This window comes from Tabrizicola sp. M-4, from assembly GCF_051132405.1.
Lineage (GTDB): Bacteria > Pseudomonadota > Alphaproteobacteria > Rhodobacterales > Rhodobacteraceae > Paragemmobacter.
The window spans coordinates 1-23,240 of record NZ_CP128607.1 but is presented as its reverse complement, the minus strand read 5'-3'; the positions used below and the strand labels follow the sequence as shown (position 1 = coordinate 23,240).

The window sequence follows — 23,240 nt, the reverse complement described above, 5'->3', positions numbered from 1 at the left end:
AAAGTTTGCTGTTGGACAAATCCGGTGACGGAGTCCTCTCCTGCCTCCGTCATGATCGCCGGGTTCTGCCTTGACTTGCGAGGGCGCACCGACCGGCAAGCGCGGGCGGGAGCGCGACAGTGACGGCGCGCCTTATCCAGACCGGCCTCACGATGAAAATGCCGTTCGGGATGGCGCGGCGTCAGATCGTCAGGTCAAGAGCCTGCTCAGGCCGTTCGGCCTGGACTGGAGGATACCGATCCAGAAGATTGCGGCGCAGCTTCTGGCGGAAGTGAAGTCCGGGGCGGCCAGATTGCGCGGTCGGTTGCGGTGATGGCCCGGATCAGCCCGCCCTGTCGCGGGCGGCCACTTCGCGGGCGATGGTTTCCAGAACGGCCAGCCCCGGGGGCGGGTCCCCCTGCCGCCGCGTGATGCCGACTGCGCCCGAGAGGAAGCGCGCGCCGGTGGGCCGTTCAGCCATCAGTCCGCTGGTGAGTTCCTCGATCACCACCCCGCGTGAGATGAACCAGAGTGCGTCCGACGCAAGGCAGATGCCGCGCCCGATGGCGAGGGAGACCGTCTCCACCGCAGGCCGCAGCCCGTTCAGGCCGAGCGACGCGAGATAGGCGTCCACGGCGGGGCGGATCAGCGCGGTGGCGGGTGGCAGGATCACCGGGACGGAGAACAGCACCTCGGCAAGCGGCAGACGGGCCATCGGATGGTCTGCGCGGCTGGCCAGAACGACATCCTCTTCATAGAGGTGGTCGAAGCCCAGACCCGACATTTCGGATGCCGCGGGCAGGCGGCCGATCATCATGTCGATCGATCCGTCGCGCAGCAGGCGGATCAGGTAGTGATGCGGGCCGGTTTCGACGGACAGGGTGATGTCGGGGCGCATGTGAAAGAACCGCAGGGCAACCTGCGGGAAGAACCGTGTGGCGACCGTGGGCAACACCCCCACCCGGATGGTCCCGCCCTGTCCGGGGCGAATTGCGGCGCCCCCCGCTTCCAGTGCCTGCACAGCGGCAAGCGCGTGGCTGCGGAACAGTTTGCCGCCCTCCGTGAGGATCAGCCGCCGCCCCTGTCGCAGAAAGAGCGGCTGGTCCAGCAGCGCCTCGAGCTCTGCCAGACTGCGCGACAGGGCGGGTTGCGTGATCCCCTGTTCCCGCGCCACGGCAGAGAGATTTCCTTCGGCCGCGATGTCCAGAAAAGCGCGGATGTGGCGCAGCTTGATGCCGGGATGCATAGCGGAATGATTATACATTTCGGCTCATTTTGCATTTTCAATCGCGTTATCGCTCTGTCAGTTTATGGATCGACGGAGGAGACCATGCAAGTTCTGACCCGCCCTTGGGGCGCGATGCATTACCGGACCGATGGGGAAGGCCCCGCAGTCCTGTTCGCCAACTCGCTGGGAACCGACCTGCGGCTGTGGGATGCCGTGGTGCCGCTGTTGCCCGGAATCCGCGCGATCCGCTTTGACAAGCGCGGCCACGGCCTGTCGGACCGCGGCCCGCAGGAGGGGATTGCGGGGTTCGCCGCGGATGCCGCCGCCTTGATCGAAGCGGTGGCAGGCGGGCCCGTCGTCTTTGTCGGGCTGTCCATCGGGGGCATGATCGGACAGGCGCTGGCGCAGAGCCGCCCCGATCTGGTGCGCGCGCTGGTCCTGTCCAACACGGCGGCGAAGATGGGAACCCCCGAGCTGTGGCGGGCGCGGATCGACGCCGTCCGGGCGGGCGGGGTGGGGGCGATCGGCGATGCGGTGATGGAACGCTGGTTCGCGCCGGGGTTCCGCGCGACGCCGGATCTGGCCTTGTGGCGCAACATGGTGGAGCGGACAGATGCCGAAGGCTATGTCGCCGCCTGCGCGGCGATTGCTGCCGCCGACCTGACCGTCGATACCGCAAGGCTGAACCTGCCGGTGCTGGCCATTGCCGGGGATCGGGACGGGGCCTCGCCGCCCGAACTGGTGCAGGGGACGGCCGGGTTGATCCGGGGCGCGTCCTTCCATGTCATTCCCGGCGCCGGGCATCTGCCCTGCGTCGAAACCCCCGCCGCTTGGGCCGCGCTCGTGGCTCCCTTCCTGACGGAGCATGCCCGATGAGTGACCGCTACAGCCAAGGCATGGCCACCCGCCGCCGCGTGCTGGGCGATGCCCATGTCGACCGGGCCGAGGCCGCCAAGACCCCCTTCGACGCGCCCTTCCAGACGCTGATCACCGAATCCGCTTGGGGCGCGGTCTGGTCGCGCGACACCATCACCCCGCGCGAACGGTCCATGCTGACCATCGCGCTGCTGGCGGGTCTTGGAAATGACCACGAACTTGCCATGCACCTGCGCGCCACCGCCAATACCGGCGCCACGCCCGAGGATGTGATGGAGGCGCTGTTGCACGTCGCCATCTACGCGGGCGTGCCGCGCGCCAATCACGCGATCAAGATCGCCAAGGAGACGTTCGCCGCGATGGAGGCCGACCGGACATGACCCATTCCCCCGCCAGCCAGCATGGCCCCCTGTTCTTCCGGGACCGCGATTGGCACCCGGCGGCCTATACGCCGGGCTACAAGACCTCGATGACGCGCGCGCCGCAGCGCCCCTTGATCGCCATGGGCTCCACCCTCTCTGAAGAGACGGGGCCTGCTTTCGGGCAATCCATGATCGGAGAGTTGGACAACAACCTGATCATGAACTTCACCGGACAGCCCGCCATCGGCGAACGCATCATCATGCATGGCCGCGTGCTGGACGAGAACGGGCGCGGCGTGCCGGGTGTTCTGGTCGAGATGTGGCAGGCCAATGCGGGCGGGCGCTACCGGCACAAGAAGGACGGTTACACCGCGCCCTTGGACCCGAACTTCGGCGGCTGCGGGCGCACGCTGACCGGCCCTGACGGGCGCTATGAATTCCTCACCATCCGCCCCGGTGCCTATCCATGGCCCAACCATGTGAACAGCTGGCGGCCGATGCACATCCACTGGTCGGTCTTCGGCTCGGGCTTCGGCCAGCGCCTGATCACGCAGAATTACTTCGAGGGCGATCCGCTGATCCCGCTTTGCCCCATCGTCAACACGCTGGCGCGGCAGGATGCGGTGGACCGGCTGGTCGCCGCGCTGGACATGAACCACGCGATCCCGATGGACTGCCTTGCCTACCGCTTTGACATCGTGTTGCGGGGGCGGCGGCAATCGTTCTTTGAAAACCGGCGGGAGGGGATGTGATGGTCCAGCGGCTGGAATATCTGAAGGAAAGCCCGTCCCAGACGGCGGGGCCTTACGTCCATATCGGGCTGACGCCGAACCGGCTGGGCAATCCCGGCATCTATCCGGTCGACCTTGGCCTGTCGCCCATCATGGACGGCGCAAAGGGTGAACGCATCACCCTGACCGGCCGCGTGCTGGATGGCGCGGGCATGGTCCTGCGCGATGTGGTGTTCGAGACATGGCAGGCCGATGCGGCGGGGATCTATCCGGTGAACGATCCGCGCGGCGCGGCGGACCCGGCAGTGACCGGCTGGGCGCGGGTGGCCGCCGATTTCGACAGCGGCATCTGGCGGCTGGACACGATCAAGCCGGGCCGCGTGCCCTTTCCGGACGGGCGGCTGATGGCCCCGCATATCTCGGTCTGGTTGGTGGCGCGCGGGGTGAATCTTGGCCTGCAAACCCGCATCTATTTCGACGACGAGGATGAGGCGAATGCCGAATGTCCCGTCCTCGCCCGGATCGAACACCGCGAACGGTTGGCGACGCTTCTGGCGCGCAAGCTGGCCCCCGGCGAATACGGCTTCGACATCCACCTGCAAGGCCCGCTTGAGACGGTGTTCTTCGATATCTGATCCCGCTTGACCAAGGGCGGGGCAGAGGACATCCCCACCCCGTCCGCTTTCCTGCAAAAGGTCCAAGCCCATGCCCGCCTCGCCCGCCGACAGTGCCCTTTATCGCGGTTTATTCAGCGATGACGAGACGGCGGCGCTGTTCACCGACAGCGCCGAAATCCGCGCCATGCTGCTGGTCGAAGGCACCTTGGCCCGGGTGCAGGGCCACCTTGGCCTGATCCCCGAGACCGCCGCCGCCTTCATCGACCGCTCTGCGCGAGAGGTGCAGATTGATCCCGCCGCGATGGCGGCCGAGACGGCGGTGAACGGCGTGCCCGTGCCCGCGCTGGTCGCGGCCTTCCGCAAGGCGATGGAGGCCCCGGACCATGCCCGCTACCTGCATTGGGGCGCGACGAGTCAGGACATCATGGAAACCGGACAGGCCCTGCGTCTGCGCCGGGTGATGGCGCTGTGGGATGCGCGGCTGGAGGCGCTTTCCCGTGCCTTGGGGCGGCTGGCCGCCGCCCATGCCGATCTGCCCATGGCCGCGCGCACCTATGGGCAGGTGGCGACGCCCACCAGTTTCGGCGCGGTGGTGGCGTCTTGGGGCCACCCGATCCTGCGCCACCGCGCGCGGCTTGTCGCGGTGCGGGATGATCTGGCGGCGGTTTCCCTTTCCGGCGCTGCGGGGACGCTGTCGGCGATGGGGGCCGAAGGTCCCGCCGTGCGGGCCGCGCTGGCTATGGCGCTTGGTCTGTCCGATCCGGGCCATAGCTGGCATGCCGAGCGTGACCGCATCGGGGCCTTTTCCGCATGGATGGCCGGGCTGACCGCCAGCCTTGGCAAGATGGGCGAAGACCTGATCCTCTTCACGCAAAGCGGGATGGGAGAGGTGGCGATTTCCGGCGCGGGGTCGTCCTCTACCATGCCGCAGAAGCAGAACCCGGTCGGTCCGTCGGTGCTGGTCGCCGTGGCGCGGCAGGTGATCGCGCTGGACGGGGTCATCCAGAACGCAGGTCTGCACCGCCAGCAGCGCGACGGGGCGGCGTGGTTTGCCGAATGGCTGACCCTGCCGCAAATCTGCATCCTGACCGGCCGCGCGCTGGCCTTGGCGCTGGACCTCGCGCAGCGCATCCAGCCCGATCCGCAGGCGATGGCGCGGCAGTTGGACGACGGTAGCGGCCTGATCCGGGCCGAGGAGATGACCTTCGCCCTGTCCCGCCACATCCCGCGACCCGAGGCGCAGGCCAAGGTCAAGGAGCTGTGCAAGCAGGCCAAGCCGGGCGGGCCGTCCCTTGTTGCCTTGGTGGCCGAGGAGTTCCCCGCCGCCGTCCTCCCGGCCAGCCCGAACCTTGGCACCGCGCCAGATGAGGCGCGCGCCTTTGCGGCCAGCGTCGGTGTGGTCTAGGACGCGCCCTCCGCCACCTTCAGCCGGTATTCGGTGGGGGCAAGGCCCGTCCCCTGCCGGAACACCCGCACGAAATAGGCCGGATCGTCGAAGCCCAACGCGAAACCCACCTCCTGCACCTGCATCCTTGTATAGGCGAGCAGACGGCAAGCCTCGCGCAAGCGCGTGGCGGCGATGAAGCCGTGGGTCGAAAGCCCCGTCGCCTCAAGGCACAGCCGCCGCAGATGGCGGTCAGAGAGGCCAAGCGCGCGGGCGTAATCCGTCACCTGCCAGCCATCGGCCAGATGGGCGCGGATCAGCGCCTCCAGCTGCGGGATATGGGGCAGGGTGGTGGCCTCGGCGGTGCTGTCGCCGCGTTCCGCCACCGCGCAACACAGCTCGATCGCCGCCGCGCGCAGACGCAGACGGCGCAGGGGGCCGCTTTCGGCATGGCGCGCGGCGATGCGGTCCATCAGCACCTCCACCCCCGCGCCGGGCAAGTCGAAGGGCCGCAGGAGTGCGGGCATCTCTTGGCCGAAAAGTTCCGGAAAATCGGCGGGCGGCAGGGTCAGGACATGGCCTTCGGTGCCGGCGGCAAAGGTGAAGGCATGCACGCATCCCGGCGGGACATTGATCACGACCGGCGGGCCGGGCTGGCGGCGCTGGCCATCAAGCGACAGGTCCACCACGCCCGTTCGGATCAGGAAAATCTGGTGCAGATTGACATGACGATGGGGCGCGATCACCCAATCCTGCCCTTCGGCCCGGTCCACGATCCGCTCGATATGCAGAAGATCGGGAAAGGGGCTGGCCTCACCGTAAAGCTGCCATGTGGGAATCCGCTCCATGGCCGATTTATACAAGACTTCGCGTCTTGCGTCCATTCATCCGAGGCCCGGTTTCGCGCATCCTCCCGCCAAAGGGAGAAGATCAATGCGCACACAGGTCGCCATCATCGGGGGCGGGCCTTCGGGTCTGCTGTTGTCGCAACTGCTGAACCGCGCGGGGATCGCCACCGTGGTTCTGGAACGCAAGAGCCGGGATTATGTTCTGGGCCGTATCCGCGCGGGCGTGCTGGAAACGGGGCTGGTCAACCTGCTGCGCGAGGCGGGCGCGGGGGACCGCATGGACCGCGAGGGGCATCTGCACGACGGCTGCCATCTGGCACAGAACGGCCGGATGTTCCGGGTGGATTTCAAACAGGCCTGCGGCAAGCAGGTCATGGTCTATGGCCAGACCGAGGTGACGCGCGACCTTTACGCCGCGCAGGACGCCATCGGCGCGACCGTGATCCATGACGCCGAGGATGTCGCGCTGCATGACTTGACCGGATCGCCACATGTCACTTGGCGCGATGCGGGTGGCGAACATCGGTTGGACTGCGATTTCATCGCGGGCTGTGACGGGTTCCACGGCGTCAGCCGCCAAGCCATCCCCGATACGGTCCGGACGGAGTTCGAAAAGGTCTATCCCTTTGGCTGGCTTGGGATTCTCTCACGCACCCCGCCGGTCGAGGACGAGTTGATTTATGCCGCACATGACCGGGGCTTTGCGCTGGCCTCGATGCGGAACCCGCAACTGTCGCGCTATTACATCCAGGTTCCCCTGACCGATAAGGTCCAGGATTGGAGCGATGACGCCTTCTGGACCGAATTCCGCGCGCGCATGCCCGAGGATGTGGCCGCCCGTCTGGTCACCGGCCCGTCGATCGAGAAGTCCATCGCCCCCCTGCGGTCCTTCGTGTCGGAGCCCATGCGTTGGGGCAGATTGTTCCTCTGTGGCGACGCCGCCCATATCGTCCCGCCGACCGGGGCCAAGGGTCTGAACCTTGCCGCCTCGGACGTGCATTATCTTTATGAAGGGTTGGCCGCGCATTATCGCGGCGATGATCGCGGGATCGACGCCTATTCGCAGCGCGCCTTGGCGCGGATCTGGCAGGCGATGCGCTTCTCGTGGTCGCTGACGACCATGATGCACCGCTTCCCGGGGGCGAGCGACTATGAACGCCGGATGCAGGACAGCGAACTCGCGCTGTTGGAGCGGTCCGAGACGGCGCGGACGCTGCTGGCCGAAAACTACACGGGCCTGCCGTACTGAACGGACCACAGGGAAAAAGGCCCGGCGGGATCGCTTCCGCCGGGCCTTTTCCTGTTCGTTCATGTCGTCAGCCCTGTAGCCACGCCTTCAGTGCCGCCGGGCTGTCCTGCATGACGGCCTCGGGCGGGGTCCGTCCTGCCTCCAACAATTGGCGGGCGATCATGTGGTCGGCGGGGCTGTTCAGGGACTCGAGCGACACCAGACGGTTGCCCGCCAGATGGAACACCGCCAGTCGCGCCCCATCATCGCGCACCACGCGGCGGTCGGCCTTCACGGAAAGCCCCGCGATCTGCAGTTTCAGCGGACCGATGTCGGACCAGAACCATGGCACGCTGCGGAACGGGTCAGTCTCCGCCCCCGAAAGCGTCCGCGCCAGATGACGCGCCTGATCGGTCGCGTTCTGCACGCTTTCCACCCGCAGGGCTGCATCCGCCTGCCAATGCGGGGTTTCTGCGACATCGCCGATGGCCCAGACATGCGGCGCGCTGGTGCGCAGATGCCCGTCGGTCAGGATGCCTTGGTTACAGGCGATCCCCGATGCGCGGGCCAGTGCGGTATCTGCTGCCGCCCCGATGCCGACAAGGATCAGGTCGCAGGGGATCTCGCCCTCTGCCCCCGTGACCGCCGTCACCCGCGCCCCATCGCGCCGGTATCCTTGGGCCATGAAGCCTGTCCGGAGGATCACGCCCAACCCGGCCAGCACCGCCTGCACCCGGGCCGAGGTTTCAGGGGCCGCCACCCGCGCCAGCACGCGGGGCGCGGCTTCCAGCACGGTCACGCTCTTGCCCATCCCGGCGAGGGCTGCCGCGGATTCCAGCCCGATGAACCCCCCGCCGATCACGGTGACCCGATCCGCCCCGGCCAGTGCCGCGCGCAGGCGTTCGGCATCGGCAAGGTCGCGCAGGGAATGGACGTTCTCTGCCCCCTGAAGCTCTGGCAGCATCCGGTTCCGCGCGCCGGTGGCGAGGATCAGGTCATCATAGCCCAACGCCTCCCCATCCACCGTCACCACCCGCGCGGCGGTGTCGATGGCGGTGACAATGCCCCTCCGCCGCAGGACTCCCGCCGCCTCATAGGCCGCCGCTGCGCGCAGGGGTTGCGGTAGCGCGGTGGGGTCTTTCAGGAAGGTCTTGGATAGCGGCGGCTTGTGATAGGGCAGCGCATCGGAGGCATCGATCAGCGTGACCGCCCCCGCATAACCTTCGGCCCGCAAGGATACCGCCAACTGGCTGCCCGCATGGCCCGCGCCGATGATGACCACGCCGCTCATCGCGGGGCGACCTCTAGCACCACCCCGTCCATCGCTGCGGTCGCGGTGATCTGGCAGGTCAGGCGGCTGGTCGCGCGGGTGTTCTGGGCCACGAATTCGATGGTCTCGGCCTCCAGCGCCTCGGCCTCGGGCAAGGTGCCTTCGACCAGATAGCAATGACAGGTCGCGCACATCGCGCTGCCGCCGCATTCGGCGATGATGCCTGCCACATTGGCACGGGTGGCGGCGACCATCAGGCTTTCGCCGGGTCGAGCGGAAACATCCCGACGGGTGCCGTCGGGTTCGACAAAGGTGATCAGGGGCATTGGGTATCCTTACAGGAACTGGCGTCCGCCATCGATGATGAGCGTCTGTCCGGTGATGAAACTGGCGAGTGGAGAAGCGAGGAACAGCGCCGCCCCCACCATGTCATCCGACCCCGCCGCGCGCTTGATCGCGCCGCGGGTGACGCCATAGCTCGCGGCGTTTTCCATCAGGCCGAGGCTCGCCTCTGTAAGGGTGAACCCGGGGGCGAGCGCGTTGACCGTCACCCGGTCATCGCCCAACTCGCGGGCCAAGGCGCGGGTCATGGCAATGACGGCTCCTTTGGAGCTGACATAGTGCAGCCATTCGGGCGATCCGCTCATCACCGTGGCGGAAGAGACGTTGATCACCGCCCCCCCGCCCGCTGCGCGCAGATGCGGGGCCACGGCGCGGGTCATCTGCCACGGGCCCTTGACGTTGACCGCCATGACGCGGTCCCAGACCGCTTCGTCTATGGATTCAAAGCCCTTGCGTTCCAGCCCGGCATAGATGGCGGCGTTGTTCACCAGCACGTCGATCCCGCCGAACTGTTCCGCCGCCAGCGCCGCCAAGGCTGCGGTTGACGCCTGCGACGTCACATCCACCTGCGCCGCGATGGCCGCCGCCCCGATGGCGCGGGCGGTTTCCTCGGCCCCCGTCAGGTTGATGTCGGCCACCACCACCCGTGCCCCTTCGCGCGCGAAGGCCTTCGCAAAGGCGCGGCCCAGTCCGCCCGCGGCGCCTGTCACCACCACGCGCTTGCCCGCCAGATCCAGACCGCTCATCCCCGCATCCTTTCTTCCCGTTCCGCCGAGGCCCAGCCTTCGGCCAGAAAGCCCTGCGCCATGATCCGCGCCTCGGGCGTCAGGAACGAGGGCAGGACGAAATCTTCCAGCATCGCCAAGGTCTCGGGCGCGGGCGTCTGGAACCAGCCGCCGATGGTCGCCACCCCATGCGGGGTGAAACGCCACAGCTTGTCGGCATCCTTGACGATGGCATCCTCGGGCGAGCGCGCCTCTTTGGTCGTGTCATGGCCGTCGATGATGGCGAGGATGGCGTCATCCTTCAGCCCCAGTGCCAGACGGCCAAGGATGTCGCGCCCGATCTCGACCCCCGCGACCTCGTGATCGCGTTGGAGTTCGGGGAACTCTGGCTTCGGCCCCACGGCCCGCGCCAGCTTTTCCCGCGGCATCTTCTTCCAGCCGGTGTCGTGCAGGAGGATCGCGGGAAGCACCACGCCCTCATTCGCGCCGGGGCGCAGGGTCAGCAGCGTTCCCGCCAGCCGCCATGCGATCAGCGTATGGACATCGTTCGACCGCACGTCGAGCCACGGCTTTGCCGCCTGCCACAGGGCCAAGTCACGCGGGGTCATCACAGCCCCTCATCATAGGTGAGGTAGAGGGTCTTGTATTCGAGGTAGCTTTCCACCCCATACCGCCCCTTCTCCCGGCCAATCCCCGATTGCTTCATCCCGCCAAAGGGGGCGGAGTGGTTGGATCGGTGGATGTCATTGACCCAGACCGAACCGGCATTGATGCGTTCGGCCAAGGCCAGACCACGGGAGAGGGTGCCGGAGAAGACGAACCCGGCAAGGCCATAGACCGTATCATTGGCCAGTTGCAGCGCCTGCGCCGGACTGTCCACGGGCATGATGCCCAGCACCGGGCCAAAGGTTTCCTCGGTCATGATCTGCATGGAATGGTCGGTGTCGGCGATCACGGTGGGCGGCAGGAAATAGCCGCCATCGTACAGGCCCCCGGTCAGCCGGTCGCCGCCACAGCAGATGCGGGCCCCCTTGGCGCGGGCATCGGCGATCTGGCCGAAGGCATTGCCGAAGATCTTGGCATTGACCATCGGCCCCATGGTCACCGGGTCTGTCTGGCCATCGCCCACGGTGATCTTCGCCACCTCGGCCAAGAGCGCCGACAGGAAGGCGTCATAGGCGGGGCTTTCCACATAGACCCGATTCACGCGGTAGCAGAACTGCCCCGAATTGGCGAAGCCATGCCGCGCGATGGCGGCGGCGGCTTTGGCGAGGTCGGCATCGGCGCAGATGATGGCGGGGCTTTGGCCGCCCAGTTCCAGCGTCACGCGCTTGACCGTGCCAGCGGCGGCAGCGGCAATCGCCTTGCCCGCCGCCGTCCCGCCGGTGAAGGCGACCTTGCCGGGGATGGGGTGGTTGACCATCGCCATGCCGATCCCGCGCCCCTTGCCGGTGACCACGTTGAAACAGCCCGCCGGATAGCCCGCCTGATGGAACAGCTCTGCCAGCAGCAGGGTGGACAGCGGCGTATCCTCTGCCGGTTTCGCCACCACGGTGCAGCCCGCGATCAGCGCGGCGCCGAGTTTGAAGCAGAGGAGCGTGATGGGGTAGTTGAAGGGCGTGATGGCCACGACCACGCCGACAGGTTCGCGCCGGACCATGATCTTTTCGCCGGGGTTGGACAGGATCACCTCATCATGAAGGCGCATCCCCTCTTCGGCGTAGACGTCCAGAAGGTCGGCCGAGCGTTGGATTTCCGTCACCGCCGCCGCGACGGGGCGGCCGAGTTCAGCGGTCAGCACCCGTCCGATCCGGTCGGCATTGTCACGCATCAGTTGCGCGGCGCGGCGTTGCAGGCGGGCGCGTTCGGCCACCGGGACCGCGCGCCAAGACGCAAGCGCCCGGTCGGCGGCGCGGATGGCGATGTCGGCATCCCGCTCGTCGCCCGTGGGAACGGTGTCGATCACCGCGCCGGTCGTCGGATTGGTGACAGGCTGGGTCGCGCCGGAAGCCGCAGGTTTCCAGCCGCCATCGATGAACATTTCCATCGCTTCCGTCCTTCAGATCACATGCAGCATCAGCGCGGCGCGGGTGGCGCGCAATTCCTCGCCCGCCCATTGGCGACCGATCTCGGTTTCCAACTGGGCCACCTGATGCTCCAGCCGGTCGGCATATTGGCGCGGGGTCATCTTGAACCAGTCGCAGGCGACCGACACGCCGGTGACCGAAAACCGCCACAGCTTGTCGGCATCGCGCACCAGCCGGTCGTTCAGATGGCGGGGATCGGGGCGCGTGTCATGGCCGTCGATGATCTCCGCCACGGCAAGGATCACAGCCTCGGACCAGCCCGTTTCTTCCAGAACGGGGCGGGACAGGCGGACGCCTTCGCTTTCGTGCAGGAAGCGCACGTCGGACTGCATCATGTTGGGGCCAAAGCCCTTTTCGATGATGTCCTCCATGTCGATGGAATACCAGCCGATGTCATGCAGCAGGATGGCGAGCGAGACGATATTCCGATCCGCCTCCGGATGCGCCTCCAGCAGGCGCTGCGCCCAGGCAAAGGACAGCGGCACGTGCACGTCGTTCTTGCGCGCCCGCATATAGGGTTCGGCACGCCGCCAGACGGCATCGTAGCGGGAGGTGGGATCAACGGGCATCAGCATGGCGTTTCCTTGGGCGTGTCGGCGGCGCGTGTCGGCGGTCTTGGTGGCGGGCCGGGGGGACCGGCCCGCCAAGGGGATCAGGCGGCGGACAGGATCGTGACCTCGCCCGTCGTGCCATCGACGCGCAGCATCTGCCCGGTCTTGATGGTCGACGAGGCGCTGCCCGTCCCCGTCACGGCCGGAAGGCCATATTCGCGGCAGACGATGGCGGCGTGGCTCATCATGCCGCCGATGTCGGTGACGGTGGCCTTGATCTTGCCGAAGACGGGGGCCCAGCTTGGGGCGGTGACCGGGGTGACGAGGATCTCCCCCTCTTCGATCAGGCCAAGGTCATTGGCCGACCGGATCACCCGTGCGCGGCCTTCGACCACGCCCGGCGAGGCGGCCATGCCTTCCAGTTTCGAACTGTCGTCCGACCCGACGAGCCATTTCTTCACCGCATCGGTGGTGATGCCCCAGAGCATGATGGTGAAGGGTTCGGTGATCACGTCCGGCGGGGTGTTCAGCGCGGGCTGCGGCGGGGCCGATTGCAGCGCGGCAAGGATCGCCTTGCGCCGCTTGATTTCCGCCGGCCAATGGGTCGGCCCGGTGGCCGGTGCCCCCACGCCCCAACCCATGCCCAGATCGAACAGCGCGTCGCGCACCTCGTTCCGGTTCAGGTAGAACATGTCATCGGCGTTTTCCCAGAAGCCCGCACGGTGGAACAGCGCCGAAAGCTCGCGCATTTTCCGCCAGAACACCGACATCGACCAATGTTCGATGTAGAAATTGTGGTTTTCGACATAGGGGAACACCGTCCGCGCCAGACCCAGCTTGCCGTCAAAGGCTCCCTGCGCGTCAGCGTCCAAGAGTTCGCGGTATTCGCCGGTGATCCGGTCCCGCTCGGCCGCGATTTCGGCGGTGGGGCGGTCGATCTCTTCGCCCTTCTGCACGCGGGCGGCGTAGTCGCGGATATAGCCCATCGGGATGTCGAGGTGCTCGATCCAGTACTTGTCGTCGGAATAGAAGCCGTTGCCCGAGGTGAAGTTGAACCACGGGTCCTTTGCACCCTCCCAAGCCGCGACCCATGCCTGACCCGCCGCGCTGCCTGCCATCGCGGCCAGCACCTGATCCACCGACCCGGCAGACAGATGCGCGGCGACGCCGGAGGAGACGGCGAGTTTCGCCAGCTTCTTCAACTCGTCATCCGGGCGGAACAGATCGCTGTCCACGCCCTGCACCATCTTGGCGATGGACTGGTCAGAGATCGTGGGGAACTGCGATTTCATGAAGCCGAAGAAATCGAGATAGGCCGCATAGCCGAGGTTCAGGAACTCGAAATGGTAGTTCCACGTCCGGTAGAGGAGTTGGATCGCCTTGTCATAGGCCTCGGACAGCGGCACCGTGTTGTCGATACCGTGGCCGTCCTTGACCCATTCGACCGGCACCACCTCGGGCAGGTCGTCAAAGCGCAGCGCCTCCATCTCGGCGATGTTGGCCTTTACCTTGACCAGCCACTGATCCAGCAGCGTGTTCCAGTTCATGAAGTAATGCCCGGCGCGGTCCATGAATTGCGGGACGCGGGGGCCGATGTTTTCGGGCGCCACGCCCACGGGCGACATGTAGACGTAGCCGTTGTGGATGCGGAAATCGACGCCATTGGCGGGCGGCACCAGATAGTGGCGGGTATTGTACTGCCCGAGGCACTTGACCGCGAATTCCACCGTGACTGCATCGAAGGGCTTGAACGGGTTCGGCCAATGCTGGCTGTCGCAGAACCAGAACTTGCCATCCTCCTCGGCCCGGCGGTTGTCGGCGAAGGTCAGGTAATAGGGATACAGGTCGCGCCAAGCCTCTGCGCCCTGAGGCGCGGCAAGGTCGTAGGCACTCGGAAAACTCGTGCGTGCGGTCATGGTCTCTCCTCCCCGAGAGTCTTTTTGATCAGTTCTTGTTCTGGATCGGGGCCATCAATGTGCCGAGCACACCAAGGGTCCCCATGGCAAAACTTTGCGGCGCGGCCTTTTTCTGGCTCCAGACCGTTTCCGGACGGCATTGCAGCGCGACCAGACGGCCCTGACGGTCAATCGCCCATTCAAGGTCCTGCGGCCCGCCGATGGCCTTCTCCAGCCGCCGGGCCAGTTGGGCCACGGCGATCACTTCATCATCCGACAGGCTGGGCTGGGTCTGGCGATCCGCCTCGACCTCGCGGTCCACGGTGCAGCGGGCGGCGGGGTCGGCGACGATTTCATGCGTCTTCGTGGCGATCTTGCGCTTTTGCACCTGCATCAGCACCTTTTCGACCATGAAGTTATCAGGCGTGATTTCCCCCGACACCACGCTTTCGCCAAGGCCCCAAGAGGCGTCGATCACGATCTTGGTCCGGTCGCCGTTGATCGGGTCCAGCGTCATGGCGACGCCTGCGCTGCGGGCATCGACCATTTCCTGCACCGCGACGGCCATCAGAACCTCGATCTGGCCAAGGTCATGGTCGGCGCGGTAGCTCATGGCGCGGGCGGTGAAGAGGCTGGACCAGCAGGCGCGGACGCGTGCCACCACCTCATCCGCGCCGACGACCCACAGGTATGTGTCTTGCTGCCCGGCAAAGCTCGCGTCCGGCATATCCTCGGCCGTGGCCGAGGATCGCACCGCCACCGGCAGGTCATCATTCGGAGCCATGAGCGCATAGGCGGCGCGGATGGCGGTCTCCACCTCCACCGGCATGGCGCGGTCATTGACCAGACGGCGGATGGCTTGGCTGCGCGCCTCTTCATCCGTGACGTTGTGGGTGTCGAGGTGGGACAGTTCCGCCCGGATCGCGGCCTCCAACCCCCCCGCCGCCAGATGCGCGGCATAGGCATCCGTCGCCACGGCGAAACCGCGCGGCACCGGCACGCCCATGGCGATCATGCGGGCAAGGCTCGCGCATTTGCCGCCCATGCGGGGATGGTCGGCGTCTTGGGCGGTTTCAAACGGCAGGATGTAGCGGGGGTCGATCATGGCGGCCTGAGCGGAAAGGGTGGGGGACATGGCGGCGGTCATCACAGATCCCATTCGATATGCAGCGCGGTCGGCACCCGGAACGAGGTGTTGTGCGCGAAGGTGAAGTCCTGCCTCGGCACCAGCCGCAGCGAGGGCAGACGGCGGGCCAGTTCGCGCATGGCGATGCCGAATTCCAGCTTTGACAGTTGCTGGCCAAGGCAGAAATGGATGCCGTAGCCGAAGGACAGGTGGTTGCGGGCATTGGGGCGGTCCACCTCCAGCCGGTCGGGCTGGTCGAAGACCGTGGCGTCGCGGTTGGCGGAACCCAGCAGCAGCAGGATGTTCGCGCCCTTGGGGATGGAAACGCCGCCGATTTCGGCATCCTGCAACGCCCTGCGCCGCCATGCCACGATGGAGGGGCTGAAGCGCAGGAATTCCTCGGTCGCCGCCGTCCACTTGTCGGGATCGGCCTTCAGCTTTTCCCACTGGTCGGGGGCAAGAAGCACCTCGCGCAGGGCATTGGTCAGCAGGGTGGTCGTCGTCTCATGCCCGGCGAAGAGGACGGAATAGAGGACCCCGGCGATTTCATCATCGGTGATCTCGGCCCCGGCCTGTTGGGCGCGGACCATGTCGCCGGGCAGGTTGTCGCCGGGTTCGGCATGGGCGGCGGCAACCAGCGCGCGGCAATAGGCCCAGTATTCCACCATGTTGTGGACATGGGGGATCTGTTCCTCGTCCGACAGGTCGCCCCAGGTCAGCAGGGCGCGGCTGACGGCCCAGGATTTGACGCGCGGCACATCCGCCTCTGGCACGCCGACGAGACGGAACAGCACATAGGCGGGGACGTCATAGGCGAAGTCCCGGAAGAAATCGGCGCGGCCCTTGTGAGCGAACTTGTCGATCTCACGGTTCACGATCTCATAGATCTGCGGTTCGATGGATTTGAACCGGCGCGGGCCAAAGCAGCTTTGCGCCACCTTGCGGATACGGGTGTGATCCGGTGGGATGCGGGCGGAGAGGCCGGAATAGGCGGTGAACCCGCCCGCCTTCATCACCGCACGGCCGGGCTTTCCCAGCGGTCGGATCGGCGCCTGCGCGTTTTCGGACGAAAACACCTGCCAGTTGTCGAACACCGCCTTGATATCGGCATGGCGTGAGACGACCCAATACCCCAACTTGTCAGAATAGAAGACCGGCGCTTCCTCACGGGCATAGGCGTAGAAGGGGAAGGGATCGGTCAGATCGAAGGGATCGAAATCGGCGGCAGCATTGGAGAATGGACAGGCTTTCGCCGGGGCCATGGTGTTCATTCTGTCCTCCCAGCAGAATTATGGAACCGGCATCAGAGCCAGCTTGGAAACCAACATGGCGTAGTGATCTTTGGTTTTTCTTTAGTCGCTAAGTGCAGGCTATTACGAAAGAAAATCAGGATCACGCCGTCAGGCTGCGGTAAATCTTCACCAGCGATTCACTGCGGGGCCGGTCATCGAAGCGGGACAGCGAATCAAGGTAGAGCGCGTATTGCCGCTCGATCGCCTCGCGCCGTCCTTGTGCCGCGAAAACCTGCATCGCCTCTTCATGCGCGAACTCGGCCAAGGGGTCGAGCGCCAGCGCCTTGCGGCAATGGCTGAGTGCGGCGGAATGGTCGGCGCGCGCGCGGTAGATGCGGGCGGCATCGCGCTGCACCTTCAGATACATGTCGCGCAGCCAGTAGCGGCGGGTCCAGCACCAGTCGCGTTCCTGATCGTCCACATACTCGGCGGGGATGTCCTCGAACAGGTCGCCGGTGTAAAGGCGGTCCGCCGCGCGCAGGCAGATCAGCGCTTCATCCAGATCGCCCGCCTTCAGGTGGCTTTGCGACTGGCGGCAGAGCTGTTCAAAGGTCGAGATGTCCAGCCAGCTCCGCTCCGGCGGCACCAGAATATAGCTGCTGCCGTCCCGCCGAACCGTGCTGCCGCCCCGCTTCGTTGTGCCGCCGTCCAGCGCCTGCCGCAGACAGCGCACCGTGTGGTAGAGTCGGTTCCGCGCCGCCTCCATGCTGTCGGCATCGGGCCAGAGGAGATCGGCCAGATCATCGGTCTGCGCCCCCTTGCCGCCCTGTTGCAAGAGATAGGCGAACAGCGTCTTGGTCTTCATCGTCGCCCCGCCCGAGGCTGCCCAGTCGATCTGGCTGCCATCGGCGCGATAGACGCGCAGGCGGCCGAAGCACCGGATCTTCCAGCGTTCCCGCGCGGCCTCTTCGGTGGGGATCACCTTCTCTTCGGCGCGGCGCCCCAGAAGCCACATCGGATCGGCCCCTTCTGCAGCATGGCGGTCGGCGAAGGGGTTGTTGCGGATCAGGCTGGGGGCGAGGCCACCCAACCAGAAATTTACATGTTCCCTGAGCGTGCCCTTTTCCTGCAGGCTGCGCGGAAGCCAATGGGGGTTCGCAACCACGCCTTCCTTTGTCAGCACGGCGGGATGCCCGCGGAGCGCGGTCAGAAGATGCTCGTCGATGAGAAGGCTGCGGTTGTAGAGCGATACGATCGTGCGCCCGGACACCTCTGCCAGATCGGAGGCGACACCTGTCCAACCTTCGAAATTGGCTGTTGCCGATGCGGTTTGCAGACCCCAGCCCATGTCGACCGCCAAAGCCGTGCCCGCCGGTGTATCGTTCAGCCTGTCGGCAAGTGCCCGTCCCGCTGCACGCAGGGAGATCGGCACGCGTTCGAAGCCCAGTTCTTCGAAGGTGAGCACCTGCAACGCGTTCTTTCCCTTCAATGCCAGAGGCTTGCGGGCCTGTGTCCGCGAAGGTGCAACATAGAGCAGCCGTGTCATGCCGAGATGGGCTGTGGCGCAGCCCACGAACTCTCGCAGCAAATCGCCCTGCCGCGTTCCGAAGAAAGACAGGCTGACATGCGCTGCAGACGGGAAGTTTGGAGAGATCATGCCCTTACTCTGATACTGGCCGGTCCGTCGCGACACCAATGTGCCCGACAATACTCGGCCTGGGCAATCTAGCTGACATGTCCGCTTTGTCAGAGGAACTTTACTTGAGATGAACGGGGTGGCCGGCTCGCTAATCTGATAACCCAACGCTTCACGGCACGCATTCAATGCGCCGGACAGGGGTTACCCAAGTTTAGAGACTGGGCCCGGGGATGACAGGAGATCGGCGCAAGGGCGAGCCGCGGAGCAACGGGCGAAGAGCCGACCCTTGCGCCCTTTAAAAGTACCACTTTAAGTCGGCGCTTCGGCCATCGGACGAGCGCAGCCAACATTGCAATTGTCCGCTTGGAACCGGTCGCCATGGCTGCCGTTAATGTCGTGGCATGGTAACGGCTTCCTTCCAAGCCGTTGCAACTCCTCCATCTCATGCCACCTGACACAACAAAAACTGACCCACGACACGAGCCGCGAAAAGACTCGGCATGCGGCGGTTCGAGCCAGACAAGGACTGCGCGTATGCTTGGCATCAAGTCGCGACTGCTAGCTCCCATCAACGAGCATTTGCCGAGGACGGCTGTTTACTCGGGCGGCGGCTACACGGTGTGGTGCGCCGGGGCGATGGAGCGCGCGCCCAGCATTGCGGAACTCTTTTGTGGTGAGGGCGTCGTGTCGGGTCCGACTGGGCGTGCTTGGCGATCGCCGGTTTTTCAACGCGCAACCGAGGATGCCGCGGGCGGAGCGGTTTCGATCCTGTTTTCCGCCAACGGCGAACCCGATTTTCCGGATACGGACCACCGCGCCCTCGTCGTGCCCCTGCGAGTGTCGATCTCGAAGACCCTCCCCGACAAGACAGAAGCACTTGAAGCCGAGATCAGGAATTCGACCACAAGGGAATCTACGGCGCGTCCGCAAAGCCGGATTCACCTTCCGCACGACCCGCGCTGTGGATGACATTCGGCAGTTTCATTCCCGTCATTACGCACCGCTCGTGGCCCGGAGGTTCCCCGAAGACGGCTGGGTCATGTCGGTCAAGGATTTACTGAATGCGCTTGATCACGGCGGCGAACTCGTCTGCGCCGATCTGGACGGGGAGTGGGTCGCGGGCCTCTTCAACTGGGTCAATGTCGACCATTACGCCATGGGACCGCTCGGCATCCGGGGCGCGGATGAGGGCGTGCGGCAGAAGCGCGTGGTGTCGGGGTTGCTGGTGGCCAGTATGGAACGTGCTGTGGCACTTCGGCTACCCGTGGCAACATTAGGCTACTCGCTGCCGTTCCTTGGAAAGGGGCCGATCTGGTTCAAAGCGAAATGGGGCTGCACCCTAGCAGCACAACCGGGCAGTCCCGTCATGCAGATGTTCATGGATCTGCGTCATCCCCACATCCGCACAGCTTTGGCCGACAGGCCGATCATACATCGCGACGGGTCTGCTCTGGCCGTTTCCACATGGCTGATGCCGGGGCACGCGGCTTGGGAGATCATGACGCACGAGGTGAAGCGATTCCCTAGCTTGTCGAAGTGGTATGTTCTTGCAGAACCCAAGACGTTGGCTGCCGCCCAAAGTGCCCTTCAAGGCGAAAACAGGATCGTTCCGGTGCCGGTGATCCCAATCGGATCGGAGCCACTTTGGTTGGGCAGCGTATTGCGCCGTCAGAATGTACGGTTGTCAAAGCAGAGCACCGACCCAATTTCCGCGATGCGCGGCCTCTATCTCGTCTGACCTAAAGGATACGGCGAGTAGGCCCTCAAGCGAAGGCCCTCAAGCATCGTCTCTGCGAAGCCATGCAGCCGATTGTTCCTTTCCCGGTGGGTCGCGCTGAAACACGAGAGCCGGGACCGACAAGAAGGGACGAAGCGGAAGTTTGCACGCGCGGCCTGGGTAGACCTGTCCTCCAACGCCATAGTCGCACTCCTCGGGGCGGTCACACTGATGCTGGGGCTCGCACCCAAATGGCTGTCGGGTAGCCTGCTGCCGCCCACCCTGCTGGCACTTCTCGGGAAAGCCGAAGAAAAAGCCCTAGCGCAACGCTCGTCTCGCTTGAGCCAGGTACGTCACGGGTAGAACGGCTCGACGATGGGACTGATGACTGCCTCGTTTACGATAAGACCCGGCGGTTGGGTGACCAGGTTGCGGACAAAAACCGCCACATCGTCAGGCTTAAAAAACTCCGGTTGCTTCTGGCCTGTCCAGCCAGTGTCCATCCCGCCGGGGTAGACGACAGAGGCGCGGATGTTATGGGTCTTGGCTTCTGCTTGGAGCGCTTGCGTGAACCCGGCCATACCGAACTTCGAGGCACAATAGGCGGTGGCATTAGGTGCGCCGCGCAGACCAGCCACGGAAGCGATGTTCACGACAAAGCCTGATCCCTGCGCCCGCATCACGGGGTAAACCGCTTTCGTGCAATAAAAGGCACCCGACAGATTGACCGCGATGATGCGATCCCAATCCGCGTAGTCCAACTCTTCGATCGCGCCGGGAGAGTCGATGCCGGCGTTGTTGATGAGCACATCTATGCGCCCCGTCTCTGCTTGGGCGCGCGACACCATGTCGATGTCCTGCTCGCAGTTTGCGACATCGGTCGGAACCGGCACCACCCGGCCCGCACCACCTGATAGATTTTGCGCAACCGCCTGCAGCTTTGACGCGCTCCGGGCGGCGGCGATGACGGTCCAACCAGCGTCGGCGAAGGTTCCGACCAAGCTCGCGCCAAGGCCCTCGCTGGCCCCGGTGACGATGACAGTGCGATCCTCGGCCATGCGCCCTCCTGTTGCCTGGAGGGGGTAGCGCTTCCCACCTCGGGCTCTAACCCTTCACAAAGCGCTGAGGGCTTGGCTCTGTTCCAGCGCTTCGGATGAGCGCCTCGTCCCTCGCGGCCTTTTCCCGGTCCACGGCACGCCCGAATTCGCTCCAGCCGATACTGTGCAGGACGATATCCGCCTGTGAGGCCCGGCTCGCCATGAGTGTTAAGGCTCCTTCATAGCCTGCTTGCGCATCGTTCAGCTTCGATGAGGTGATCATCCCGTCGCCGCGGCAAGGCACCCCGAGGCGCCGCACAAGCTGTGCGCCTGCCATCTGGATCAGCTGTGCCTCGGGCAGACCGAATACGGGACCCATGAACCGCATCAAGAATTGCGTGCCGAAGATGCCGCCCACAACAGGCACACCAGGCCGCCAGATCTGAGTGAGCGCGAGCCCGACCATAACCTCCGCGAGCCCTTGCGCGAGGGTTCCTGCGACCGTGACGGGGCTTGTCGCACCCATCATCATGTAAGAGCTGATGAGGCTTCCCTGCCCCAGTTCGGATGCGGCCCGCAAACAGCGAAGCGGATTCTCCTGCAGGATCAGCGGCGGCGTCGTGTTGATCATGTGCAGCAGTCGGCAGGCCCCGTCTTCCGGGCTGGCTCCCGCTTCCGCCACAACGTCGCGCAGCGCCTGTTCCGGACATGACCGTACCCATCATCGGCTTTTCCGACATGGCGAGATGGAGGCGGGCCATCTCGGGTGTATCGGTGTCTAGCGTGAGCCGCCAGTTGATGAACCTTGAAGCGCGCCTTGGCGCGCGGTTGATACACAGATCTACCCGGCAGTTGAGCCTAACCAGCGAGGGAGAGCAGCTTTATCGGGATGCCAAGGACTTGCTTGCGAACTGGGAGGAAGCCGAGGCCAATGTTGCGTCGCGAGCGCATGCTCCCACAGGACGGCTGCGGGTTGGAGCTTCGTTGTCTTTTGCGCTCCTGCATCTCATGCCGGTGGTACAGCAGTTCCGGGAAAAGCATCCGAGCGTCGTGGTCGAAGTGGTGGCCTCCAACCGCTACTACGACATCATTGAAAACGGGCTTGACCTTGCGATCCGAACACGCCGGGTGGAGGCGGACAGCTCCATCACGATCCGACGCCTTGCACGGACCAGACGTCTACTGGCGGCCTCGCCTTCCTACATCGAGCGTCGCGGAATGCCGACACATCCCGAGGAGCTGCGGGACCATGATCTGATCCTTTATACGCTTGCGGACGACTGGAACCGGCTTCACTTCACCAAAGGTGAAGAAAGTTCGACAATCGAGTTCGACGGCATCATCAATGCCAACGATGGACAACTGATATGTCAAGCTGCCGCGATGGCCTCGGCATTCTCGCTCAGCCGACCTACATCATTCAAAAGGATCTGGATGACGGGCGGCTAGTGCGCGTTCTGGACGACTGGGATCTTCCACGCCTTACCATGAACATTGCGTATCCGAGCAAAGCTTTCATTCCAGCTCGTTCGCGGCTGTTCATCGATTTTCTGGTCGAACAGTTTCGGCAGGAGAAGTACGAGGAGCTTTGGACTAAATAGTGTTCAGCGCAGCAGGCCGCGCAACTGCGCCGCCACCGTCTGTAACTCGGGAACCAGACGGCCACCGACCGCTTCCATCGGTTCTGGCCCTGCCGCCAGCCCCACGTTCAGCGCGGCGATCACCTGTCCGCGCGCATTGGTCAGCGGCACGGCGACCGAGCGCAGTCCCAACTCGACCTCTTGGTCGATCAGCGCGAAGCCCTGTGCCGTCACGCGGGCCAGTTCCGCCATGATCGCCTCCGGCGCGGTCAGGGTGTGCGGGGTGCGGGCGGGCAGGGGGGCGGTGCCGATGCGCGGCCGTGCTTCGGCCTCCGGCAGGGCGGCCAGCATCACGCGGCCCATGCTGGTGCAATAGGCGGGCAGGCGCGATCCGGGCATCAGGGTGATTGACATCACCTTCCGCTGCGCCGCGCGCGCGACATAGACGATTTCCGCCCCGTCGAGGATCGAGACGGAAGAGCTTTCCCCGATCCGGTCCGACAGCGCATCCAGCGCGGGCTGCACGATGGCGGGCATCGGCATGGAGGCAAGGCAGGCCGTGCCAAGCCGCAGCACGCGGGGCGTGAGGGTGAAAAACTTGCCGTCCCAGTCGGCATAGCCGTGATGGGCCAAGGTCAGCAGGCAGCGCCGCGCCGTCGCGCGGTCAAGGCCCGAGGCTGCCGCGACATCGCTGATCGACTGGCGCGGCGTGTCCGCCCCGAAGGTTTCGATCACCGCCAGCCCCTTGGCCAGCCCCCCCATGATGTCGCGTTCGGTGATGGTCAT

General features: G+C 65.3%; 23 protein-coding genes and 1 pseudogene. 9 read left to right on the top strand and 15 right to left on the bottom strand.

Annotation, left to right across the window (positions count from 1 at the left end):
* Window positions 1-322 precede the first annotated feature (322 nt).
* A complete protein-coding gene (locus tag TabM4_RS20020; RefSeq protein WP_434622537.1) occupies window positions 323-1,243 on the bottom strand; it encodes a LysR substrate-binding domain-containing protein in 921 nt (306 codons plus the stop codon).
* 66 nt (window positions 1,244-1,309) lie between these two features.
* Here TabM4_RS20020 and pcaD point away from each other — a divergent pair, with 66 nt between their 5' ends.
* The 5 genes from pcaD to TabM4_RS19995 all read left to right on the top strand — a co-directional run bounded on the left by pcaD (window position 1,310) and on the right by TabM4_RS19995 (window position 5,198).
* Window positions 1,310-2,083, top strand: coding sequence for a 3-oxoadipate enol-lactonase (pcaD, locus tag TabM4_RS20015; RefSeq protein WP_434622535.1), 774 nt, complete (start codon window positions 1,310-1,312; stop codon window positions 2,081-2,083).
* Window positions 2,080-2,463 carry a 4-carboxymuconolactone decarboxylase gene (gene pcaC / locus TabM4_RS20010; protein WP_434622533.1) on the top strand — a complete coding sequence of 128 codons (384 nt, stop codon included), beginning with the start codon at window positions 2,080-2,082 and terminating at the stop codon, window positions 2,461-2,463. The genes pcaD and pcaC overlap by 4 nt, the downstream gene beginning before the upstream one ends.
* Window positions 2,460-3,197, top strand: coding sequence for a protocatechuate 3,4-dioxygenase subunit beta (pcaH, locus tag TabM4_RS20005; protein ID WP_434622531.1), 738 nt, complete (start codon window positions 2,460-2,462; stop codon window positions 3,195-3,197). The genes pcaC and pcaH overlap by 4 nt, the downstream gene beginning before the upstream one ends.
* Entirely contained in the window at window positions 3,197-3,811 is a 615-nt protein-coding gene (pcaG, locus tag TabM4_RS20000) for a protocatechuate 3,4-dioxygenase subunit alpha (protein ID WP_434622529.1), read from the top strand. Before pcaH ends, pcaG begins: the two co-directional genes overlap by 1 nt.
* A 70-nt stretch (window positions 3,812-3,881) precedes the next feature.
* Window positions 3,882-5,198: a lyase family protein gene (locus TabM4_RS19995; protein ID WP_434622527.1), complete on the top strand. Its 1,317-nt coding sequence runs from the start codon at window positions 3,882-3,884 to the stop codon at window positions 5,196-5,198.
* Here TabM4_RS19995 and TabM4_RS19990 read toward each other — a convergent pair.
* Window positions 5,195-6,025, bottom strand: a complete 831-nt coding sequence (locus TabM4_RS19990) for a helix-turn-helix domain-containing protein (RefSeq protein WP_434622525.1) — start codon at window positions 6,023-6,025, stop codon at window positions 5,195-5,197. The two genes, TabM4_RS19995 and TabM4_RS19990, sit on opposite strands and share 4 nt — an antisense overlap.
* 85 nt (window positions 6,026-6,110) lie before the next feature.
* On the opposite strand from TabM4_RS19990, the gene pobA reads away from it, so the two are divergent.
* Window positions 6,111-7,274, top strand: a complete 1,164-nt coding sequence (gene pobA, locus TabM4_RS19985) for a 4-hydroxybenzoate 3-monooxygenase (RefSeq protein ID WP_434622523.1) — start codon at window positions 6,111-6,113, stop codon at window positions 7,272-7,274.
* A 67-nt stretch (window positions 7,275-7,341) separates the two neighbouring features.
* Here the strand turns inward: pobA and TabM4_RS19980 are convergent, their stop codons facing one another.
* From TabM4_RS19980 to TabM4_RS19935, 10 genes are all read right to left on the bottom strand, one after another.
* Window positions 7,342-8,544, bottom strand: a complete 1,203-nt coding sequence (locus TabM4_RS19980; RefSeq protein WP_434622521.1) for an NAD(P)/FAD-dependent oxidoreductase — start codon at window positions 8,542-8,544, stop codon at window positions 7,342-7,344.
* Window positions 8,541-8,849: a 2Fe-2S iron-sulfur cluster-binding protein gene (locus TabM4_RS19975; protein WP_434622518.1), complete on the bottom strand. Its 309-nt coding sequence runs from the start codon at window positions 8,847-8,849 to the stop codon at window positions 8,541-8,543. The genes TabM4_RS19980 and TabM4_RS19975 overlap by 4 nt, the downstream gene beginning before the upstream one ends.
* Before the next feature lie 9 nt (window positions 8,850-8,858).
* Window positions 8,859-9,611 (bottom strand): SDR family NAD(P)-dependent oxidoreductase, encoded by a 753-nt coding sequence (locus TabM4_RS19970; protein WP_434622516.1) that lies wholly within the window; start codon window positions 9,609-9,611, stop codon window positions 8,859-8,861.
* A complete protein-coding gene (locus TabM4_RS19965) occupies window positions 9,608-10,198 on the bottom strand; it encodes an HD domain-containing protein (protein ID WP_434622514.1) in 591 nt (196 codons plus the stop codon). The genes TabM4_RS19970 and TabM4_RS19965 overlap by 4 nt, the downstream gene beginning before the upstream one ends.
* Complete coding sequence (locus tag TabM4_RS19960; protein ID WP_434622512.1) at window positions 10,198-11,637, bottom strand: aldehyde dehydrogenase family protein; 1,440 nt, start codon at window positions 11,635-11,637, stop codon at window positions 10,198-10,200. The genes TabM4_RS19965 and TabM4_RS19960 overlap by 1 nt, the downstream gene beginning before the upstream one ends.
* A 12-nt stretch (window positions 11,638-11,649) precedes the next feature.
* Window positions 11,650-12,252 carry an HD domain-containing protein gene (locus tag TabM4_RS19955; RefSeq protein WP_434622510.1) on the bottom strand — a complete coding sequence of 201 codons (603 nt, stop codon included), beginning with the start codon at window positions 12,250-12,252 and terminating at the stop codon, window positions 11,650-11,652.
* A gap of 77 nt (window positions 12,253-12,329) precedes the next feature.
* A complete protein-coding gene (locus TabM4_RS19950) occupies window positions 12,330-14,144 on the bottom strand; it encodes a PEP-utilizing enzyme (protein WP_434622508.1) in 1,815 nt (604 codons plus the stop codon).
* A gap of 28 nt (window positions 14,145-14,172) precedes the next feature.
* Window positions 14,173-15,270, bottom strand: a complete 1,098-nt coding sequence (locus TabM4_RS19945) for a PEP/pyruvate-binding domain-containing protein (RefSeq protein WP_434622506.1) — start codon at window positions 15,268-15,270, stop codon at window positions 14,173-14,175.
* The gene (locus TabM4_RS19940) at window positions 15,270-16,520 is read right to left on the bottom strand and encodes a cytochrome P450 (RefSeq protein ID WP_434622504.1); all 1,251 of its coding nucleotides are present in this window, start codon (window positions 16,518-16,520) and stop codon (window positions 15,270-15,272) included. The genes TabM4_RS19945 and TabM4_RS19940 overlap by 1 nt, the downstream gene beginning before the upstream one ends.
* Window positions 16,521-16,641: 121 nt before the next feature.
* Window positions 16,642-18,138 carry an AfsR/SARP family transcriptional regulator gene (locus tag TabM4_RS19935; protein ID WP_434622502.1) on the bottom strand — a complete coding sequence of 499 codons (1,497 nt, stop codon included), beginning with the start codon at window positions 18,136-18,138 and terminating at the stop codon, window positions 16,642-16,644.
* Window positions 18,139-18,654: 516 nt separating this feature from the next.
* Between TabM4_RS19935 and TabM4_RS19930 the strand changes: the two genes are divergently transcribed.
* Together TabM4_RS19930 and TabM4_RS19925 are read left to right on the top strand one after the other, a co-directional pair.
* The gene (locus tag TabM4_RS19930) at window positions 18,655-19,089 is read left to right on the top strand and encodes a hypothetical protein (protein WP_434622500.1); all 435 of its coding nucleotides are present in this window, start codon (window positions 18,655-18,657) and stop codon (window positions 19,087-19,089) included.
* Window positions 19,082-19,858: a hypothetical protein gene (locus TabM4_RS19925; protein WP_434622498.1), complete on the top strand. Its 777-nt coding sequence runs from the start codon at window positions 19,082-19,084 to the stop codon at window positions 19,856-19,858. Before TabM4_RS19930 ends, TabM4_RS19925 begins: the two co-directional genes overlap by 8 nt.
* A 332-nt stretch (window positions 19,859-20,190) precedes the next feature.
* On the opposite strand, the gene TabM4_RS19920 is transcribed toward TabM4_RS19925, so the two are convergent.
* Both TabM4_RS19920 and TabM4_RS19915 read right to left on the bottom strand, forming a co-directional pair.
* Complete coding sequence (locus tag TabM4_RS19920) at window positions 20,191-20,895, bottom strand: SDR family oxidoreductase (protein ID WP_434622496.1); 705 nt, start codon at window positions 20,893-20,895, stop codon at window positions 20,191-20,193.
* A gap of 46 nt (window positions 20,896-20,941) precedes the next feature.
* Window positions 20,942-21,556, bottom strand: a complete 615-nt coding sequence (locus tag TabM4_RS19915; protein WP_434622494.1) for a trimethylamine methyltransferase family protein — start codon at window positions 21,554-21,556, stop codon at window positions 20,942-20,944.
* A 26-nt stretch (window positions 21,557-21,582) separates the two neighbouring features.
* On the opposite strand from TabM4_RS19915, the pseudogene TabM4_RS19910 reads away from it, so the two are divergent.
* Window positions 21,583-22,475, top strand: a pseudogene (locus TabM4_RS19910) (LysR substrate-binding domain-containing protein).
* A 3-nt stretch (window positions 22,476-22,478) separates the two neighbouring features.
* On the opposite strand, the gene TabM4_RS19905 reads toward TabM4_RS19910, so the two are convergent.
* The gene (locus TabM4_RS19905) at window positions 22,479-23,240 is read right to left on the bottom strand and encodes an IclR family transcriptional regulator domain-containing protein (protein WP_434622491.1); all 762 of its coding nucleotides are present in this window, start codon (window positions 23,238-23,240) and stop codon (window positions 22,479-22,481) included.

What these genes read in the sequence shown, in the direction of transcription:
- TabM4_RS19935 (WP_434622502.1), bottom strand. Translation starts at nt 18,138, where the DNA reads ATGATCTCTCCAAACTTCCCGTCTGCAGCGCATGTCAGCCTGTCTTTC.
- TabM4_RS19945 (WP_434622506.1), bottom strand. Translation starts at nt 15,270, where the DNA reads ATGACCGCCGCCATGTCCCCCACCCTTTCCGCTCAGGCCGCCATGATC.
- TabM4_RS19990 (WP_434622525.1), bottom strand. Translation starts at nt 6,025, where the DNA reads ATGGAGCGGATTCCCACATGGCAGCTTTACGGTGAGGCCAGCCCCTTT.
- TabM4_RS19905 (WP_434622491.1), bottom strand. Translation starts at nt 23,240, where the DNA reads ATGACCATCACCGAACGCGACATCATGGGGGGGCTGGCCAAGGGGCTG.
- TabM4_RS20020 (WP_434622537.1), bottom strand. Translation starts at nt 1,243, where the DNA reads ATGTATAATCATTCCGCTATGCATCCCGGCATCAAGCTGCGCCACATC.
- TabM4_RS19980 (WP_434622521.1), bottom strand. Translation starts at nt 8,544, where the DNA reads ATGAGCGGCGTGGTCATCATCGGCGCGGGCCATGCGGGCAGCCAGTTG.
- TabM4_RS19975 (WP_434622518.1), bottom strand. Translation starts at nt 8,849, where the DNA reads ATGCCCCTGATCACCTTTGTCGAACCCGACGGCACCCGTCGGGATGTT.
- TabM4_RS19955 (WP_434622510.1), bottom strand. Translation starts at nt 12,252, where the DNA reads ATGCTGATGCCCGTTGATCCCACCTCCCGCTACGATGCCGTCTGGCGG.
- TabM4_RS19920 (WP_434622496.1), bottom strand. Translation starts at nt 20,895, where the DNA reads ATGGCCGAGGATCGCACTGTCATCGTCACCGGGGCCAGCGAGGGCCTT.
- TabM4_RS19970 (WP_434622516.1), bottom strand. Translation starts at nt 9,611, where the DNA reads ATGAGCGGTCTGGATCTGGCGGGCAAGCGCGTGGTGGTGACAGGCGCC.
- TabM4_RS19940 (WP_434622504.1), bottom strand. Translation starts at nt 16,520, where the DNA reads ATGAACACCATGGCCCCGGCGAAAGCCTGTCCATTCTCCAATGCTGCC.
- pcaH (WP_434622531.1), top strand. Translation starts at nt 2,460, where the DNA reads ATGACCCATTCCCCCGCCAGCCAGCATGGCCCCCTGTTCTTCCGGGAC.
- TabM4_RS19950 (WP_434622508.1), bottom strand. Translation starts at nt 14,144, where the DNA reads ATGACCGCACGCACGAGTTTTCCGAGTGCCTACGACCTTGCCGCGCCT.
- TabM4_RS19960 (WP_434622512.1), bottom strand. Translation starts at nt 11,637, where the DNA reads ATGGAAATGTTCATCGATGGCGGCTGGAAACCTGCGGCTTCCGGCGCG.
- TabM4_RS19995 (WP_434622527.1), top strand. Translation starts at nt 3,882, where the DNA reads ATGCCCGCCTCGCCCGCCGACAGTGCCCTTTATCGCGGTTTATTCAGC.
- pcaG (WP_434622529.1), top strand. Translation starts at nt 3,197, where the DNA reads ATGGTCCAGCGGCTGGAATATCTGAAGGAAAGCCCGTCCCAGACGGCG.
- pcaD (WP_434622535.1), top strand. Translation starts at nt 1,310, where the DNA reads ATGCAAGTTCTGACCCGCCCTTGGGGCGCGATGCATTACCGGACCGAT.
- TabM4_RS19930 (WP_434622500.1), top strand. Translation starts at nt 18,655, where the DNA reads ATGCTTGGCATCAAGTCGCGACTGCTAGCTCCCATCAACGAGCATTTG.
- pcaC (WP_434622533.1), top strand. Translation starts at nt 2,080, where the DNA reads ATGAGTGACCGCTACAGCCAAGGCATGGCCACCCGCCGCCGCGTGCTG.
- TabM4_RS19965 (WP_434622514.1), bottom strand. Translation starts at nt 10,198, where the DNA reads ATGACCCCGCGTGACTTGGCCCTGTGGCAGGCGGCAAAGCCGTGGCTC.
- pobA (WP_434622523.1), top strand. Translation starts at nt 6,111, where the DNA reads ATGCGCACACAGGTCGCCATCATCGGGGGCGGGCCTTCGGGTCTGCTG.